The 15089-nt window shown below is 72.8% G+C and carries 15 protein-coding genes and 1 pseudogene; 11 read left to right on the plus strand and 5 right to left on the minus strand.

Going from position 1 to position 15089, the window contains the following annotated elements; translation table 11 throughout:
- The first annotated feature begins 13 nt into the window (after window positions 1-13).
- On the plus strand, window positions 14-514 hold the full coding sequence (locus ACFYXE_RS22845) for a hypothetical protein (protein ID WP_361172184.1): 501 nt from the start codon (window positions 14-16) through the stop codon (window positions 512-514).
- A gap of 57 nt (window positions 515-571) precedes the next feature.
- Complete coding sequence (gene purU, locus ACFYXE_RS22850; protein WP_389315048.1) at window positions 572-1450, plus strand: formyltetrahydrofolate deformylase; 879 nt, start codon at window positions 572-574, stop codon at window positions 1448-1450.
- Between the two features lie 100 nt (window positions 1451-1550).
- Here purU and ACFYXE_RS22855 read toward each other — a convergent pair whose 3' ends face one another.
- Together ACFYXE_RS22855 and ACFYXE_RS22860 are read right to left on the minus strand one after the other, a co-directional pair.
- Window positions 1551-2891 (minus strand): zf-HC2 domain-containing protein, encoded by a 1341-nt coding sequence (locus ACFYXE_RS22855; protein ID WP_389315050.1) that lies wholly within the window; start codon window positions 2889-2891, stop codon window positions 1551-1553.
- Window positions 2888-3469, minus strand: coding sequence for a sigma-70 family RNA polymerase sigma factor (locus ACFYXE_RS22860; protein ID WP_389315052.1), 582 nt, complete (start codon window positions 3467-3469; stop codon window positions 2888-2890). The genes ACFYXE_RS22855 and ACFYXE_RS22860 overlap by 4 nt, the downstream gene beginning before the upstream one ends.
- 269 nt (window positions 3470-3738) lie before the next feature.
- Here ACFYXE_RS22860 and ACFYXE_RS22865 point away from each other — a divergent pair, with 269 nt between their 5' ends.
- Window positions 3739-4113, plus strand: a complete 375-nt coding sequence (locus ACFYXE_RS22865; RefSeq protein ID WP_361172196.1) for an STAS domain-containing protein — start codon at window positions 3739-3741, stop codon at window positions 4111-4113.
- Window positions 4114-4157: 44 nt separating this feature from the next.
- On the opposite strand, the gene ACFYXE_RS22870 is transcribed toward ACFYXE_RS22865, so the two are convergent.
- Window positions 4158-4613 (minus strand): hypothetical protein, encoded by a 456-nt coding sequence (locus ACFYXE_RS22870; RefSeq protein WP_389315054.1) that lies wholly within the window; start codon window positions 4611-4613, stop codon window positions 4158-4160.
- Window positions 4614-4796: 183 nt separating this feature from the next.
- Between ACFYXE_RS22870 and ACFYXE_RS22875 the strand changes: the two genes are divergently transcribed.
- Window positions 4797-5309, plus strand: coding sequence for an EF-hand domain-containing protein (locus ACFYXE_RS22875; protein ID WP_361172202.1), 513 nt, complete (start codon window positions 4797-4799; stop codon window positions 5307-5309).
- A gap of 7 nt (window positions 5310-5316) precedes the next feature.
- On the opposite strand, the gene ACFYXE_RS22880 is transcribed toward ACFYXE_RS22875, so the two are convergent.
- A complete protein-coding gene (locus tag ACFYXE_RS22880; protein WP_389315057.1) occupies window positions 5317-6891 on the minus strand; it encodes a class I adenylate-forming enzyme family protein in 1575 nt (524 codons plus the stop codon).
- Window positions 6892-7064: 173 nt separating this feature from the next.
- Between ACFYXE_RS22880 and ACFYXE_RS22885 the strand changes: the two genes are divergently transcribed.
- The 3 genes and pseudogenes from ACFYXE_RS22885 to ACFYXE_RS22895 form a co-directional block, all read left to right on the plus strand.
- On the plus strand, window positions 7065-8207 hold the full coding sequence (locus ACFYXE_RS22885; RefSeq protein WP_389315059.1) for an acyl-CoA dehydrogenase family protein: 1143 nt from the start codon (window positions 7065-7067) through the stop codon (window positions 8205-8207).
- Between the two features lie 8 nt (window positions 8208-8215).
- The gene (locus ACFYXE_RS22890) at window positions 8216-9055 is read left to right on the plus strand and encodes an acyl-CoA dehydrogenase family protein (protein ID WP_389315061.1); all 840 of its coding nucleotides are present in this window, start codon (window positions 8216-8218) and stop codon (window positions 9053-9055) included.
- Between the two features lie 500 nt (window positions 9056-9555).
- Window positions 9556-9961 (plus strand): annotated as a pseudogene (locus tag ACFYXE_RS22895) (ATP-binding protein); the annotation flags it as partial.
- A gap of 616 nt (window positions 9962-10577) precedes the next feature.
- Here ACFYXE_RS22895 and ACFYXE_RS22900 read toward each other — a convergent pair.
- A complete protein-coding gene (locus ACFYXE_RS22900) occupies window positions 10578-11540 on the minus strand; it encodes a cyclase family protein (protein ID WP_361172214.1) in 963 nt (320 codons plus the stop codon).
- 84 nt (window positions 11541-11624) lie between these two features.
- On the opposite strand from ACFYXE_RS22900, the gene ACFYXE_RS22905 reads away from it, so the two are divergent.
- The 4 genes from ACFYXE_RS22905 to ACFYXE_RS22920 all read left to right on the plus strand — a co-directional run bounded on the left by ACFYXE_RS22905 (window position 11625) and on the right by ACFYXE_RS22920 (window position 15083).
- Complete coding sequence (locus tag ACFYXE_RS22905) at window positions 11625-12536, plus strand: SDR family oxidoreductase (RefSeq protein WP_389315063.1); 912 nt, start codon at window positions 11625-11627, stop codon at window positions 12534-12536.
- Window positions 12537-12755: 219 nt separating this feature from the next.
- The gene (locus tag ACFYXE_RS22910) at window positions 12756-12926 is read left to right on the plus strand and encodes a hypothetical protein (RefSeq protein ID WP_389315065.1); all 171 of its coding nucleotides are present in this window, start codon (window positions 12756-12758) and stop codon (window positions 12924-12926) included.
- 11 nt (window positions 12927-12937) lie between these two features.
- Window positions 12938-14023, plus strand: a complete 1086-nt coding sequence (locus tag ACFYXE_RS22915) for an acyl-CoA dehydrogenase family protein (protein ID WP_389315067.1) — start codon at window positions 12938-12940, stop codon at window positions 14021-14023.
- A gap of 10 nt (window positions 14024-14033) precedes the next feature.
- Window positions 14034-15083 (plus strand): Zn-dependent alcohol dehydrogenase, encoded by a 1050-nt coding sequence (locus tag ACFYXE_RS22920; RefSeq protein WP_389315069.1) that lies wholly within the window; start codon window positions 14034-14036, stop codon window positions 15081-15083.
- The last annotated feature ends 6 nt before the right edge of the window (window positions 15084-15089 follow it).

A 15089-nucleotide genomic window follows, 5' to 3' on the forward strand; every position in this document is an offset into this window, starting at 1 on the left:
GAACGTACGATCCATGACCGTGCAAGGTTCGGAGAAGTCTTCCCGTCGCGGCCGTCGCTCTAGCACCATGGGCGGCATGCCGACCAACGACATGCCGTGGTGGCGCTGGCGCAGCAACGTGCGCTCGGCGCTGCACATGCTCTCCGACCCGCACTTCCAGCGGGAGTGCTGGCTCGCCGGGCGCGAGGAGTACGGGGACGTGACCGACGCCGTCTACCGGCTCGTCGAGGACACCTGGCTCGACAACTGGTCCGCGGAGAAGTACGTGGGCACGATCTTCCGCGACCCGCAGGAGGCGGCCCTCGTCGACACGGCCGTGCTGCGGGTCCTGCGGATCATGCACGAGGTCGGGCCCGACGCGCTGGTCTCCGTCTATCTGGAGCACCCGGGCTGGCCGGAGGCGGTGCACGCGGCGCGCGACGCGCACGTGCGCCTGGCGGCGGGTGACGGCGAGGACCCCGACGTGCCGCCGAGGACCCTGGAAGTGCTGCGGATCCTGACCCGGTCCGCCTGAGTCCGGCGCGCGGAACGCCTGCACGCGACGGCCGCCGCGTGTGGGAACCTTGGCTCCATGAACGAGCAGTCCGCCGCCGCCGCCCCCGCTGAGCAGTACGTCCTCACCCTTTCCTGCCCCGACAAGCAGGGCATCGTGCACGCCGTGTCGAGCTACCTCTTCATGACCGGCTGCAACATCGAGGACAGCCAGCAGTTCGGCGACCACGACACCGGGCTGTTCTTCATGCGGGTGCACTTCTCGGCCGAGGCCCCGGTGACCGTCGACAAGCTGCGGGCGAGCTTCGCCGCGATCGGCGACTCCTTCCAGATGGACTGGCAGATCCACCGCGCCGAGGACCGGATGCGGGTCGTGCTGCTGGTGTCGAAGTTCGGGCACTGCCTGAACGACCTGCTGTTCCGCTCGCGGATCGGCGCGCTGCCGGTGGACATCGCCGCAGTCGTCTCCAACCACACGGACTTCGCCGAGCTCGTCGGCTCGTACGACATCCCCTTCCACCACATTCCGGTGACCCGGGAGAACAAGGCGCAGGCCGAGGCCGAGCTGCTGGAGATCGTCCGCTCGGAGAACGTGGAGCTGGTCGTCCTCGCCCGCTACATGCAGGTGCTCTCCGACGACCTGTGCAAGCAGCTCAGCGGGCGGATCATCAACATCCACCACTCGTTCCTGCCGAGCTTCAAGGGCGCCAAGCCCTACCACCAGGCGCACGCCCGCGGCGTGAAGCTGATCGGCGCCACCGCGCACTACGTGACGGCCGACCTCGACGAGGGGCCGATCATCGAGCAGGAGGTCGAGCGGGTCGGCCACGGCGTCACCCCCGACCAGCTGGTCGCGATCGGCCGTGACGTGGAGTGCCAGGCGCTGGCGCGCGCCGTGAAGTGGCACGCGGAGCGCCGCATCCTGCTGAACGGCCGCCGCACGGTCGTCTTCGCCTAGGGGGCGTCCCCCAGGGCGTGTTCCGAACGTCCCGTCCGCCCGGCGGGCGGACGACGCCGCTCTCGCGCCACGCCCCGGGGGCCGTCTCCGGCACCCCGGGCTACATCCGGCTCAGCGAGGCCGCCGCGAACAGCACGTCGCGGATCGCCTCGCGGTCGCCGTCCTGTCCCGCGGCCGCCTCCTCGGGCGAGACGTGGCCCGCCGCGAGCCGGCAGAACTCCACGCCGTCCAGCGCGACGTGCGCCACCTCGTGCTCGCGCGAGGCGGCCGCTGCCGGGGAGTCGAGCGGGATGAGCCACTCGCCGCCGCCGAGCCCCTCGATCTCCAGGCGCAGACTGCGGCCCGGACTGCCCGCGGCGACGAGCCGCCGGGCCGGGGTGGCGAGCCCCGAGCGGCGCCGCTCGGCGAGCGTGCCGGGCAGCATCCGGGCGGCGAGGTCGATCATGCGGTGGAGGTGCCGGGGCGAGGGCGGCTCGTAGGGGTAGTCGACGGCGTCGGCGATGTCGCCCGCGTGGATCCAGCACTCGAAGGCGCGGTCCACCATCGAGTCCCGCAGCGGCAGCTCGGGCGCCGGACCGGCAGCGGGCCCCGCGCCGCCGTCGGCCGCGGGCGGGCCGTAGGGCACCGGGAGGCGGCCGGAGCCGCCGCCCGCGAAGGACACCGTGCGCACCAGCTCGTGCGTCTGGTCGCGCCAGGGGCCGCGCACGGCGCGGGTGGGCGGGAAGTAGGAGGCGCGCCAGAACGCCTCGGTGCGGCGCGCGGGGTCGCGCGGGACGCGGACGTCCGCGCCGAGCGGGTCGTCGAGGCCGAGGGCGAGCCCGACCATGCCGTCGACCGCGAGGAGGTGCGCGATGACACCGGCCACGGTCGTCTTCTTGCTGACCGGACGGTCCTCGTCGAACCAGCGCAGCCGCACCGGCGCGTGCCACTCCGAGTCGCCGATGTCCTGCAGCAGCGCGTCCAGGCGGGCGGTCTCCGCGTCGTAGGGGACGGCCCATTCGGGCACCGGGATGCGCGGCGGGCGGCGGCCGAGGCAGCTCTCCAGGACGCGGGTGCGCAGGCCCGGGTCGAGGTCGAGGCTCTCCTCGGGGTGCAGCAGGCCGACCGCGTCGCGCAGCCGCAGCGCCTCCTCGGCGCAGGGGCCGCAGTCGCCCAGGTGCTCCTCGACGGCGGTGGCCTCCTCGGCGGAGCAGGCGGACAGGGCCCAGGCGCCGAGCAGGGACTTGAGGACGGGGTGCTCCAGGACGAGGGGACCGGGGGCGGGCGGCGGGTCCGGCACGGGGCGGCCGGTGTCCTCCGGCGAGGTGCGCGGCAGCGGTATGCGGGGCGCGGTCGCCGCCTCCTGGCCCTCCGCGCCGTCCGCGCGCGGGTCCTGCGGGCGCTCGGTGCCCTCGGGGCCGTCCGGCTCCTCCTGCGGCCCGGGGCGCTGGGCGCCGCTCACAGCCCGGCCCCGGAACCGGGCGCGGTGCCGGTGGCGCCGCCGGCGTCGTTGGCCGTGGACAGCAGCTGCAGGCCCAGGCGGAGCCTGCGCCGGGCCTCGTCCTCGGTGACGCCGAGGTCGGCGGCCGTCTGGCGGTAGTCGCGCCGCTGGAAGTACGCGAGTTCGAGCGCGGCCCGCAGCGGGGTGGGCATCGCCGTGACGATGTAGTCCGCGCGGGCGGCCACGGAGGCGCGCCGGACCTTGCGCTCCAGGTCCTCCTCGGTGCCCTCGCCGCCGCGCTCCAAGGCCTCCGTCTCGGTCTCGCGGAGCCTGCGGACGGCCTGCTGGTGGGTGAGGCCGGCGAGCCAGGAGCGCAGCGGGCCCTGCCGCGGGTCGTAGGCGTCGGGGTTCTCCCAGACGTGGCCGAAGACCTCGCGGGTGACGCGGTCGGCGGCGCTCTCGTCGCCGAGGACGCGGTGGGCGAGGCCGTGCACCAGCGAGGCGAAGCGGTCGTAGAGCTCGCCGAGCGCGGCGGCCTCGCCGTGCACGAGCCGCTGCTGCATCCGGCGGTCCCAGCGCCGTGGCGCTTCCTTCGGCATGCGGCCCCCTCGTGCGCTTGCCCTGATCTGCCTGCCCGAACGGTACTTCGCCTTCCCGGTCCTCCCACGAATGTAGTCGGGACCACCGACGACGCACTCCTGTTTGCGGCAAAGCGTGCGCGGCGGCGGAGGCCGGATGATATTGACGGTGGGCCGCTGGTGTTTCATGGGGGACGTGGTGGGCAGTCGCAGCTGAACGAAACGTAAGGACTGCTTCCGGATTTGCTCCGGGGCCACGGGACAGGCAGGTCGAGCGAGAGGCGTGGCGCGTGACGCTCAAGGTGACGGTGGACGAGGAGTCCGGCTGGGCCGTGCTGTGCGTCTCCGGTGAGATGGACCTCCTCACTTCGCCCGTGCTGCGCCAGGGGGTGCACGACGCCGTGGCCGACGGCCGCCGCCGGATCGTCCTCGATCTGTCCGGCGTCCTCTTCTGCGACTCCAGCGGGGTCGGCGTGCTGATCGCCACCCGCCGCCTCATCCGCTCCTTCCAGGGCCATCTGCGGCTGATCCTGCCCGCGCAGGGCGCCGAGGACGGCTCGCACGTCAACCGCGTCCTCGCGGCCCTCGGGGTGCGCAGGCTCTTCGAGGTCTTCCCCGACGTGCCGGCGGCGCTGGACGACGAGGCGACGCCGCTGTCGGCGTAGTCGGCGTAGTCGGTGTAGTCGGTGTATGCGGTGTAATCGGCCGCTCAGCCGACGTGCTGCTTGGCGGCCGCCACGAAGGAGTTGATGGCCTCGCGCGAGACCCGCCGCCGCTCGGCGAGTTCGCCGCGGTCGTCGGTCTGGTGCACTTCGGCGACCACGTCGAGCGTCTCCCAGGCGAGCCGCACCAGTTCGTCGTCGCCGGTCAGCAACTGCACGCGGAACAGCGCCTCCTGGGCCTCCGAGCGCATCTCGTACGAGCGCAGGCGCAGCTCGTCGCTCTCCCGCCGTGCGGGCTCCGTCCGGCCGAACCAGCGGTCGACCAGGGTGCGGCGGTAGTTGACCAGCGCCCCCGCGTACGCGCAGTAGGCGTCGATGCGCTCCTGGCGCAGCCGCTCGGCCCGGGTGAAGCGTTCGGTCCGCTCGATGGAGCGCCGCTGGAAGGAGTGGGTGACCCCCGCGCCCAGCAGGGTTCCCAGCACCGCTATGAGACTTGCCGCCACCGCTTCCACCCGCACAGTGCAGCACATCACACCCGTGGCACACCCTTGTCCCGGAATTCCGGCGGTCTTGCCACAAGCGTCGCTTTCCCGCCTGCGGGTACGTGTTCAGGACGTACGCTCGCAGCCGGGGAAACAGCCCCTCGAGCAAGCAGTCAACCGCGGAAGTGAGGCGGCCCGAGAATCATGGACAGTGCCGAGTACGAGCGTAGGATCGCGGCCCGGTTCGCCACCTTCGACCAGGACGGCAACGGCTACATCTCCCGTGAGGACTTCAGCACGGCGGCCGCCGCGCTGTGCACGGAGTTCGGGGTCACCGCGCGGTCCGAGAAGGGGCAGGCCCTCTACATCGGGGCCGAGGCGTTCTGGCAGGGCATGGCCGGGATCGCGGACCGCGACGGGGACCAGCGGATCACCCGGGACGAGTTCGTCGGCGGCGCGGTGAAGCGGCTGCGCGACAACCCCGAGCGGTTCGCCGAGATCGCCCGCCCGTTCCTGCACGCGGCGATCGACGTGGCCGACGGCGACGCGGACGCGGCGGTCACCCCCGCCGAGGCCGGACGCGCGCTCACGGCGCTCGGCGTGCCCGAGGACATCGCCTCGGGGGCGGCCGCCGCCCTGGACGCGGACGGCGACGGCCGGGTCGCCGAGCAGGACGTCGTGCAGGCCTTCGCGCAGTACTTCACCGTCCCCGAATAGCCCCGGCTCAGTCGGAGAAGCGCTCCCGCAGCTTGTACTTGAGGACCTTGCGGAGCGTCTCGTTGCGGGGAAGCGCCTCGACCAGCTCCAGCTGCTCCGGCAGCTTGTAGGTGGACAGGCCTTCCCCGCGCAGGTACGCGGTGAGGTCTTCGAGCGTCAACGCGCCGGTGCCCGCGCGCTGTTCGACCACCGCGCAGACCCGTTCGCCGCGCTCGGGGTCGGGCAGGCCGACGACGGCCGCCTCGCCCACGGCCGGGTGCTGGTGGAGCAGGTCCTCGATCTCCTTGGCGGAGATGTTCTCGCCCTTGCGGATGATGATGTCCTTGGCCCGACCGGTGAGGACCAGGTGGCCGCTCTCCCTGAGGTGGCCGAGGTCACCGGTGATCAGGAAGCCGTCGGCGTCGAAGACGGCCGCGCTCTGGTCCGGGTCCACGTACCCCTGGCAGACCGCCTCCCCGCGCAGCCGCACCTCGCCGTCCGTGCCGGGCGGCAGTTGCTTGCCGTCCGCGTCCGTCACCCGGATCTCCATGCCCTCGGGGGGCCGCCCCTCGGTGGTGGCGAGGTTCTCCGTGGTGTCGTCGGGGGCGCCCATCGTGATCATCGGCACCTCGGTCATGCCGTATCCGTGGGTGAGCTGGCAGCCCATCTCGCGGACCACGGCGTGGTAGACCTCCGGGGGCTTGGGCGCGCCGCCGCCCGCGAGCAGGCGCAGCGTGGGGATGACCTTCTGTCCCTCGGGGAGCTGGCGCTGTTCGGTGAGGAACATCGAGTAGAACGCCGTGGACCCGCCCGCCACGGTCACGCCGTGCCGCCGGTAGCCGTCGAGTGCGGCGGGCAGCGCGAAGTGCTCGAACATGACCGCGGGGAAGCCGTAGAGCAGCAGCATCACGGTGTAGTCGGGCCCGGCGATGTGCGCGAAGGGGAACGCCATCGAGCCGATGTCGGACGCCTTGAGCTGCAGGGCGTGCGCCAGGCACGAGCCGCCCGCGATCAGCGAACGGTCGGTGTGCAGCACGCCCTTGGGGTCGGAGGTGGTGCCCGACGTCCAGTAGATCCAGCGCACCGAGGTCCCCTCGGCGGGCGGCGGGGGCAGTACGGCCGGGTCGCCGTCGGGCAGCGTGCCGTACGCGTCGAAGACGGTGAAGTCGCCGCCCGCGCCCAGCCGGTCCGCCATCTCGGCGTGGTCGAAGCCGCGCCAGACGCCGGGGACGGCGAAGAACTCGGCCTTCGACTCCCGCAGCGCGAAGCCGACTTCGCGGTCGCGGTGGAAGGGGATGATCGGCGACTGGACGGCGCCGATGCGGGCGAGCGCGAAGGAGAGCAGCGCCGTCTCGATGCGGGTGGGCAGCTGCCAGGCGACGACCGTGCCGGGGCGCACGCCCAGGTCGTGGAGGCCGGCGGCGACGCGCTCGGCGCGGTGCCGCAGCCCGCCGAAGGTGAGCAGGCGGTCGTCGGGGGCGTCGGCCGCGGCCTGGATGAGCACGGGCCGGTCGGGGGTGAGGTCGGCGCGGCGCGCGATCAGCTCCCAGAGCGTGCGGGACTCACCCAGTTGGTACGCGGTCTCGTTCCGAGCGGTCCTCATGTGGTCCCCTCCCGGTCGCACGGCCGGAGCTGACGGACAGTCAGATCACGCCGAGAGCGTAAGGCCCGGCGCCTTGTCGGTCCAGGGGTGCGGGGCTAGCCTGCCTCTGACGATCCGTCAGATCACGGCGGCCGTGCACGGCACCCCGACCGACCCGGACCCGTAGGAGCCGCATGGACCTCACGTACACCGACGAGGAGGAGGCCTTCCGGGCCGGGCTGCGCGACTGGCTCGCCACCGCGCTGCCGGGGCTGCCCGCCAAGCCCTCGCCCCAGGACTGGCCGGGCCGCCGCGCCTACGACACCGCCTGGCAGCGCATGCTGTACGACGCGGGCTACGGAGAGGTCCACTGGGACGCCTCCCCGACCCAGCGCCTCATCTTCCTGGAGGAGACCGAGAAGGCGGGCGCCCCCTACGTCGGCGCCAACTTCGTGGGCCTGCTGCACGCCGGTCCGACCATCGCCTCCGAAGGCACCCCCGAGCAGCGCGCCCGGTGGCTGCCGCCCGTGCTGCGCGGCGACGAGATCTGGTGCCAGGGGTTCAGCGAGCCCGACGCCGGGTCCGACCTCGCGTCGCTGCGCACGCGCGCGTGGCGCGACGGCGACCACTACGTGGTCAGCGGCTCCAAGATCTGGACCTCGCACGCCGAGGTCGCCGACTGGTGCGAGCTCCTGGTCCGCACGACGCCGGTCAGCGCGAGCGTCCCCAAGCACCGCGGCATCACCTGGCTCGCGATGCCGATGGACGCCCCCGGCATCACGGTCCGCCCGCTGCGCACCCTCGCCGGGTCCACGGAGTTCGCGGAGATGTTCCTCGACGAGGTGCGGGTGCCCGTGTCCCACCGCGTCGGCGAGGAGAACGACGGCTGGCGCGTGACGATGGTGACCCTCTCCTACGAGCGCGGCACCGCCTTCGTCGGGGAGGTGGTGGCCTGCCGCCGCGTCCTTGCCGAGCTGGCCCGCGAGGCCCGCGGCAACGGCCGCTGGGACGACCCGGCGCTGCGGCGCAGGCTCGGGCGGCTGAGCGCGGAGTTCTCGGCGCTGTGGCGGCTCACGCAGTGGAACGTGAGCGAGGCGCAGGCCACGGGCGGGGTGCCCGGCGTCGGCGGCTCGGTCTTCAAGCTGCGCTACTCCCACGCCCGCCAAGAGCTGTACGACGCGGCCGCCGAGGTCCTCGGCCCCGGCGCCCTGGACCTGTCCCACGCCTGGACGCTCGACCGCCTCTCGTCGCTCTCGTACACGATCGCCGCGGGGACCTCGCAGATCCAGCAGAACATCGTGGCCGAGCGGATACTCGGCCTTCCGAAGGGGCGGTGAGGGTCCGCATGGACTTCCAACTCACGAAGGACCAGCGCGCCTTGCGGGACGGGATGCGCCGGCTCCTCACGGGGCGGTTCTCCCTGCGGGACGCCACGGAGCGCCTCGACCGGGCGCTCTGGCGCGAGCTGGGCGACGCGGGCTTCTTCTCGCTCGCCCTGTCCGAGGCGGACGGCGGTGTCGGACTGGGCCTGCCCGAGGCCGTGTTGGTCTTCGAGGAGGCGGGGCGCGCCCTGCTGCCGGGACCCGCCGTGGCGTCCTTCCTGGCCGCCGGGGTCGTGCCGGGCGCCGCCGGGGGCGACGTCGTGGTGACCGCCGTCGACGGCCCGCTGGTGCCGTGGCTGGCGGAGGCCGACGTGGTCCGGGGCGACGTGAGCGGCGCCGTGCCGCTGCGGTCCGTCGACCCGCTGACCCCGCTGCACCGGGTCCCCGACGCCGGACACCTCGACCGGGGCGCCCTCCTCTACGCCGCGGAACAGCTCGGCAGCGCCGCCCGCACCTGCGGGACCGCCGTCCAATACGCGCGCGAGCGCGAACAGTTCGGTCAACCGATCGGTGCCTTCCAGGCCGTGAAGCACCTCTGCGCGCAGATGTTCGTACGCGCCGAACTCGCCCGCGCCGCCGTCTACGCCGCCGCGGTCACCGGCGACCCGCTGGAGGCCCGCGCCGCCAAGCTGCTCGCCGACGACGCGGCGGTGCGCAACGCCCGGGACTGCCTCCAGGTGCACGGCGGCATGGGGTTCACCTGGGAGGCCGACGTCCATCTGCACCTCAAGAGGGCCTGGGTGCGCGCCGAGCTCGGGCAGTCGGCGCGGGACGCGGAGGAGGACCTCGCCGCGGCGCTCTGAGGGCCGCCGACGCGCGGCGCCGGCCACCGTCCGGCGATCCCCCGGCCACGGTCCGTGAAAATTGGTCTGTCCGATATCAGGTGAATTGTCACGGTGTTTCGTGAGGAGACGCCTGTGAGTCGTGAGACTACGGAGCGTCGATATCGGGTTGTGTCCTCCGCGTGACTCGTCACGGCACGGAGTCGGTGTCCGGCTCGGGTACCTTGTGTGGGATGCGAGTGGTTCAGAGTCCGAGCCATGCCGGTGCTGCCCGAGTGGCGGCGCCGGGCCCGGCGATGCGTGCCGCTCGCAGCACAGGGCGGGGCGAAGTCGCCGCCTGTTCGACCCCCTGCGGTGCGCGTCGCACAGTATGCAGCACGCGTACTCCTTCGCGCTGGAATATGCCCGAAGCGCTTGTTGGGGTGACTGAACGTCAATCATGCTGTCTCCTAAGGGGATCACGTTCCGTGACCCTGTGGAGTCGCGAGGCGATGTGTCCGCCGGTTCGGATGGTGTGAGCGGTGCAGGTGCTTCAAGTTCAGCTGGAGGTCGGGGCCGACCCCGCAGAGGTGGGCCGGGCCAGGCGGTGGGCCCGTTCACGGCTCGCGGGCTCGGGGATAGAGGCCGACGAGCCGGTTGCCGAGACGCTGATCCTGCTGATCTCGGAACTGGTCACCAACGCCGTTGTGCACACCGGCTGTCCGGCCGTGCTGCGCATGCTGCTCCCCGGCGTCCCCGCCGACGCGCCCGGTACGGTCCGGGTCGAGGTGGCCGACAGCAGCGCCCGCCCGCCGGCCCAGCGGCACGCCGACGGCGACGACACCAACGGGCGCGGCCTCGAACTGGTCGACGGCCTCGCCGACCGGTGGGGCTGGCAGCCCGAGGGCGCGGGCAAGAGCATCTGGTGCGAGGTCGACCGGTGCGAGTCCGGCGTCGCGCCGGTCGCGTTCGAGGGCACGACCCACGACGGGGCGGCCTACGACCGGGGGGCCTGCGACTCCGCGTACGACCGCCAGGCGTACGACCGGGTGGCCTACGGCAGCGGGGCGTGCGGCAGCGCCCCGCAGAGCGCGACCTGCGGCGTCGTCCCCGACGGGAAGCTCGCCGACGTGACGCCCCGCGGCATGACGGCCTGCGACGGCGCGGCGTACGACCGTGCGAGCTGGAACGGCACGGCCTACGGCGACATGGACTTCGCGTACGAGGCTGTCTGAACCCGCCGCGTACGCTGCGGTCCGAGCCCGTATGCGCCGTCGCGTGCCCCTGTGCGCGCGCCTGTGCGCGGGCCGCGCGAAACGGGCATAGTTCGCCAATCCCCGGTGCGGTGTTGACGTACCGTGTCCGATTGATCACGCTTGTGTGCAGCGATTCGCCGCGAGGGGACGTCGAGGGTGCTCGGTGACGGAGGTCCTTGACGAGGTGTGGGTCGCGAGTTCGGCGTCCTTCGCGGCCTCACGGGACGGGCGCCGGAGCCGGACGGCGGCGTGCGCGGCGGCGCGCTCGGGGCGGAAGCCGACGCGCCGCCGTCCGGAGTGCCGCGCCACTACAGCAGGGCCACCGGGGCGACCGGCGTGCCCGTGCCGCCGATGAACGGCTCGGGCATCGCGGACAGCAGGAAGGAATGGCGCGCACGTTCTGCACAGGCTGTGGACAACTTTTCCAGATCCCAGTTCTGGCCCTGCAGCATCCCCATCTCGACCAGGTGCAGCGCGTGCACCGGCAGCCACAGGTTCTCGATCTCCGGCGGGAAGATCTCGAAGGTCAGGGTGTCGTTCGCGACCGCCGCCACGTCCCGTGCGTGGAACCACTCGGGCGTGCGCACCGAGAGGCCCGGCGACGGATAGCCGTACGCGTGCTTGTCGCCCGCGAGGTACACCCGCACCTGGCCCGTGCGCACGAGCACGATGTCGCCCGCGCGGACCGTCACCCTCCCGAACTCCGCCGCCTCGTCCAGGTCTTCGGGGGTCACCGCGTGGTCACCGGGCAGCCGGTCCACGCCCTTCGCGCGCGCCACGTCCAGCAGGACCCCGCGGGAGACGACGTGCAGCGCCTTGTCGATGCCGCTGAACCGCGCGCCGGTGTGTGCCGCGATGGAGTCCGCGGGGCGGCCGTTGTAGATCCGCCCCGAGTGCGACACATGCGTCAGGGCGTCCCAGTGCGTGGCCGTCTGCAGCCCCATCGTCACCGCGTCGTCGCTGGTCGCGACCGTGCCGGGGCCGAAGAGCTCCTGGTTGATCTGCACCATGGTGTGCAGCGGATTGATCCGGCCGGGGATCAGCCCCGTCTGGACGCCGTCCTCCTTGAGCGGCAGCGCGAGCGGGACGCGGTGCCCGGTGCGCACCTCGGCGGCGGCCGCGCGGACGACCTCGTCGGTCACGAGGTTGAGCGTGCCCCGCTCGTCCTCCGAGCCCCAACGCCCCCAGTTGTTCACGCGTTTGGCGATGTCGTGGAACTCGGCGGGCAGGGCGGAGGGGGGCGGCCCGGCGGCCGTGTTCGAGTCTGACATGAGTCCTCCGCGGGGCTTGTCTTCCGGTATCTGACGGGTCATAGAATCTAACGGTCCGTCAGAAACCGCGGGAAGGGGCCGGACGTGGGGAACTTCTTGGCAGGCAAGGTGGTGGCCGTGACCGGCGCCGGGCGCGGCATCGGCCGGGCGGTCGCGCTGGCCGCCGCCGCCCAGGGGGCGAAGGTCGTCGTCAACGACTACGGCGTCTCCATGGAGGGCGCCGAGCCGACCAGCGAGATAGCCGACGCCGTGGTCAAGGAGATCCGGGCCGCGGGCGGCGAGGCCGTCGCGGTCGCCGACGACATCTCCACCATGGCGGGCGGGCAGCGCATCGTCGACGTGGCGCTCGCCGAGTACGGGCGGATCGACGGGGTGGTCTGCGTCGCCGGGATCCTGCGCGAGCGGATGCTGTTCAACATGTCCGAGGAGGAGTGGGACCCGGTCGTCGCCACCCACCTGAAGGGCACGTTCACCGTCTTCCGGGCCGCGTCCGCGGTCATGCGCAAGCAGGGTGCGGGCACCCTCATCGGCTTCACCAGCGGCAACCACCAGGGGTCCGTCGCGCAGGCCAACTACAGCGCGGCCAAGGGCGGGATCATCTCGCTGGTGCGGAGCGCCGCGCTGGGCCTGCACAAGTACGGGGTGACCGCCAACGCGGTGGCGCCCGTCGCGCGCACGCGGATGTCGGCGAACGTGCCGATGGAGCTGAAGGAGATCGGCGAGCCCGAGGACGTCGCCGCGCTCGTCGTCTACCTGCTGAGCGACCGCGCCCGCGACGAGCGGATCACCGGGCAGGTCTACACGATCGCCGGCCCCAAGATCGCCGTGTGGGCGCAGCCGCGTGAGCTGCGCGCGGGATACGCGGACGGCGCCTGGACCCCCGAGAAGATCGCGGACTTCCTGCCGGGCACGGTGGGCACCGATCCGATGCCGTTGCTGGCGCAGCTGGAGGCGATGGCGAGGGCCGCGGCCGGCAAGGAACGGCCGAACGCGTAGGCGGGGGCGGGACGGTGGAGTTCGGTTTCGGCCCCGAGGACGAGGAGTTCCGCGCCGAGGCGCGGGCGTGGCTCGCGGAGCATCTGACGGGTGGGTTCGCCTCGGCGGTGGGGCGGGGAGGGCCCGGGAGCGAGCATGAGGGGGCGGTGGAACGGCGTGCCTGGGAGCGGGAGTTGGGGCGCGGTGGGTGGATCGGGCTGGGGTGGGGGAGTGGGGGCGGTGGCGGTCGTGGTGGAGGCGTTGGTGGTGGTGGAGGCGTTGGTGGAGGCGTTGGCGTTGGTGGTGGCGTTGGTGGTGGTGGAGGCGTTGGTGGTGGTGGAGGCGCTGGCAGTGGTGTTGAGGGTGGGGGTGGCTCGCGTGGGGGGTACGGGAATCGGTGCGCCAGCCTGACGCAGCAGGTCGTGTGGGCCGAGGAGTACGCGCGGGCCAGGGCGCCCGGGCGGTACGGGCACATCGGCGAGAACCTCCTCGCGCCGACCCTGCTGGCGTACGGGAGCCAGGAGCAGCGCGACGAGTTCCTGCCGTCGATCGCCCGCGGCGAGACGCTGTGGTGCCAGGGGTACAGCGAGCCCGGGGCCGGGTCGGACCTGGCGGGGGTGCGGACGCGGGCCGTGCGGGACGGGACGGACTACCGCGTCACCGGGCAGAAGATCTGGACCTCGCTGGCGCACGAGGCCGACTGGTGCTTCGTGCTGGCGCGGACGGGGGAAGAGGGGGGCGGTTCCGCCGGGGGTGAGGGCGGAGGCGCGGGCAGGGGTGCGAGTGGCGGCGGGGAGCGTAGTGGGGACCGGTACCGGGGGCTTTCGTTTCTGTTGGTTCCCATGGATCAGCCCGGGCGGATCGAGGTCCGGCCCATCCGGCAGCTCACCGGAACCAGTGAGTTCAACGAGGTCTTCTTCGACGGCGCACGCGCGCGTGCCGCGCATGTCGTCGGCGGCGTCGGCAACGGCTGGCGGGTCGCCATGGGGCTCCTCGGCTTCGAGCGCGGCGTCTCCACGCTCGTGCAGCAGATCGGCTTCGCCGAAGAACTGGGGGACGTCGTACGGGAGGCCCTCGCCGGCGGGGCCGCGGCCGACCCCGTGGTGCGCGACCGGATCGTGCGGCAGTGGGCCGAGCTGCGGGTGATGCGGTGGAACGCGTTGCGGACGTTGGGGAGTTCCGGTGGGGCTGGTGGGGCTGGTGGGGCTGGTGGGGCCGGCCTATCGGGCGCGGGTGGTGCCGGGAGTGGGGCGCCCAGTGTCGCCAAGTTGCTGTGGGGGAAGTGGCATCAGCGGCTCGGGGAGCTCGCCATGGCGGTGCGGGGTGCGTCGGCCGCCGTGGGGCCCGCGGACTGGCGGGCCGAGTCCCCGTACGAACTCGACTCCCTGCAGCGGCTCTTCCTCTTCAGCCGTGCCGACACCGTCTACGGCGGCTCGGACGAGGTGCAGCGGAACATCATCGCCGAGCGGGTGCTCGGTCTGCCGAGAGAGGCCAGAGGGCCTCGGTGAGGGGTGCGGGATGAGGGGCGTTGTCTTCGACGGGACGCGGGTCGAGGTCGTCGACGATCTGGAGATACGTGATCCGGGGCCCGGGGAGGTGCTCGTCGGCGTGGCCGCGGCCGGGCTGTGCCACAGCGATCTCTCGGTGATCGACGGGACCATCCCGTTCCCGCCGCCGGTGGTCCTCGGGCACGAGGGGGCCGGGATCGTCGAGGCGGTCGGCGCGGGGGTCGCGCACGTCGCGCCCGGGGACCACGTGGCGCTCTCCACCATCGCCAACTGCGGGGCCTGCGCCGAGTGTCACCGGGGGCGGCCGACCATGTGCCGCAAGGCCATCGGGATGCCGGACCAGCCGTTCTCGCGGGGCGGCAAGCCGGTGTACCAGTTCGCCGCGAACTCCGCCTTCGCGGAACGCACCATCGTCAAGGCCGTGCAGGCCGTGAAGATCGCGGACGACATTCCGCTCACGTCGGCGGCGCTGATCGGGTGCGCGGTGGTGACGGGGGTCGGGGCCGCGCTGAACCGGGCGAAGGTCGACCGGGGCGACTCGGTGGTCGTGATCGGCACGGGTGGGATCGGGCTGAACGTGCTGCAGGGGGCGCGGATCGCGGGGGCCGCGACGATCGTGGCGGTCGACGCGAATCCGGCGAAGGAGGAGGTGGCGCGGCGCTTCGGCGCGACGCACTTCCTTCGGTCGACGGAGGGGGTGCGGGATCTGCTGCCGCAGGGGGTGGACCACGCCTTCGAGTGCGTGGGGCGGGTGGAGCTGGTGCGGGAGGCGGTCGATCTGCTGGACCGGCATGGGCAGGCGGTGCTGCTCGGGATGCCGGGGGCGTCGGCGGAGGCGTCGTTCGTGGTGGCGTCGATGTTCCTGGACAAGTCGATCCTGGGGTGCCGGTACGGGAGTTCGCGGCCGCAGCGGGATTTCGCGTTGTACGCGGAGCTGTACCGGAGTGGGCTGCTGCTGCTTGACGAGCTGGTGACGGCTACGTATCCGGTGGAGGACTTCGCGAAGGCGGTGGAGGATGCGGGGGCGGGGCGGGTGGCGCGGGGGGTTCTGACGTTCTGAGGTGTC

Source organism: Streptomyces sp. NPDC002564, assembly GCF_042889645.1.
GTDB lineage: Bacteria > Actinomycetota > Actinomycetes > Streptomycetales > Streptomycetaceae > Streptomyces.

Bases quoted from the DNA above. Each gene is read 5' to 3' on its own strand.
- ACFYXE_RS22860 (WP_389315052.1), bottom strand. From the start codon at position 3,469: ATGCCGAAGGAAGCGCCACGGCGCTGGGACCGCCGGATGCAGCAGCGG.
- ACFYXE_RS22900 (WP_361172214.1), bottom strand. From the start codon at position 11,540: ATGTCAGACTCGAACACGGCCGCCGGGCCGCCCCCCTCCGCCCTGCCC.
- ACFYXE_RS22875 (WP_361172202.1), top strand. From the start codon at position 4,797: ATGGACAGTGCCGAGTACGAGCGTAGGATCGCGGCCCGGTTCGCCACC.
- ACFYXE_RS22890 (WP_389315061.1), top strand. From the start codon at position 8,216: ATGGACTTCCAACTCACGAAGGACCAGCGCGCCTTGCGGGACGGGATG.
- ACFYXE_RS22920 (WP_389315069.1), top strand. From the start codon at position 14,034: ATGAGGGGCGTTGTCTTCGACGGGACGCGGGTCGAGGTCGTCGACGAT.
- purU (WP_389315048.1), top strand. From the start codon at position 572: ATGAACGAGCAGTCCGCCGCCGCCGCCCCCGCTGAGCAGTACGTCCTC.
- ACFYXE_RS22880 (WP_389315057.1), bottom strand. From the start codon at position 6,891: ATGAGGACCGCTCGGAACGAGACCGCGTACCAACTGGGTGAGTCCCGC.
- ACFYXE_RS22845 (WP_361172184.1), top strand. From the start codon at position 14: ATGACCGTGCAAGGTTCGGAGAAGTCTTCCCGTCGCGGCCGTCGCTCT.
- ACFYXE_RS22885 (WP_389315059.1), top strand. From the start codon at position 7,065: ATGGACCTCACGTACACCGACGAGGAGGAGGCCTTCCGGGCCGGGCTG.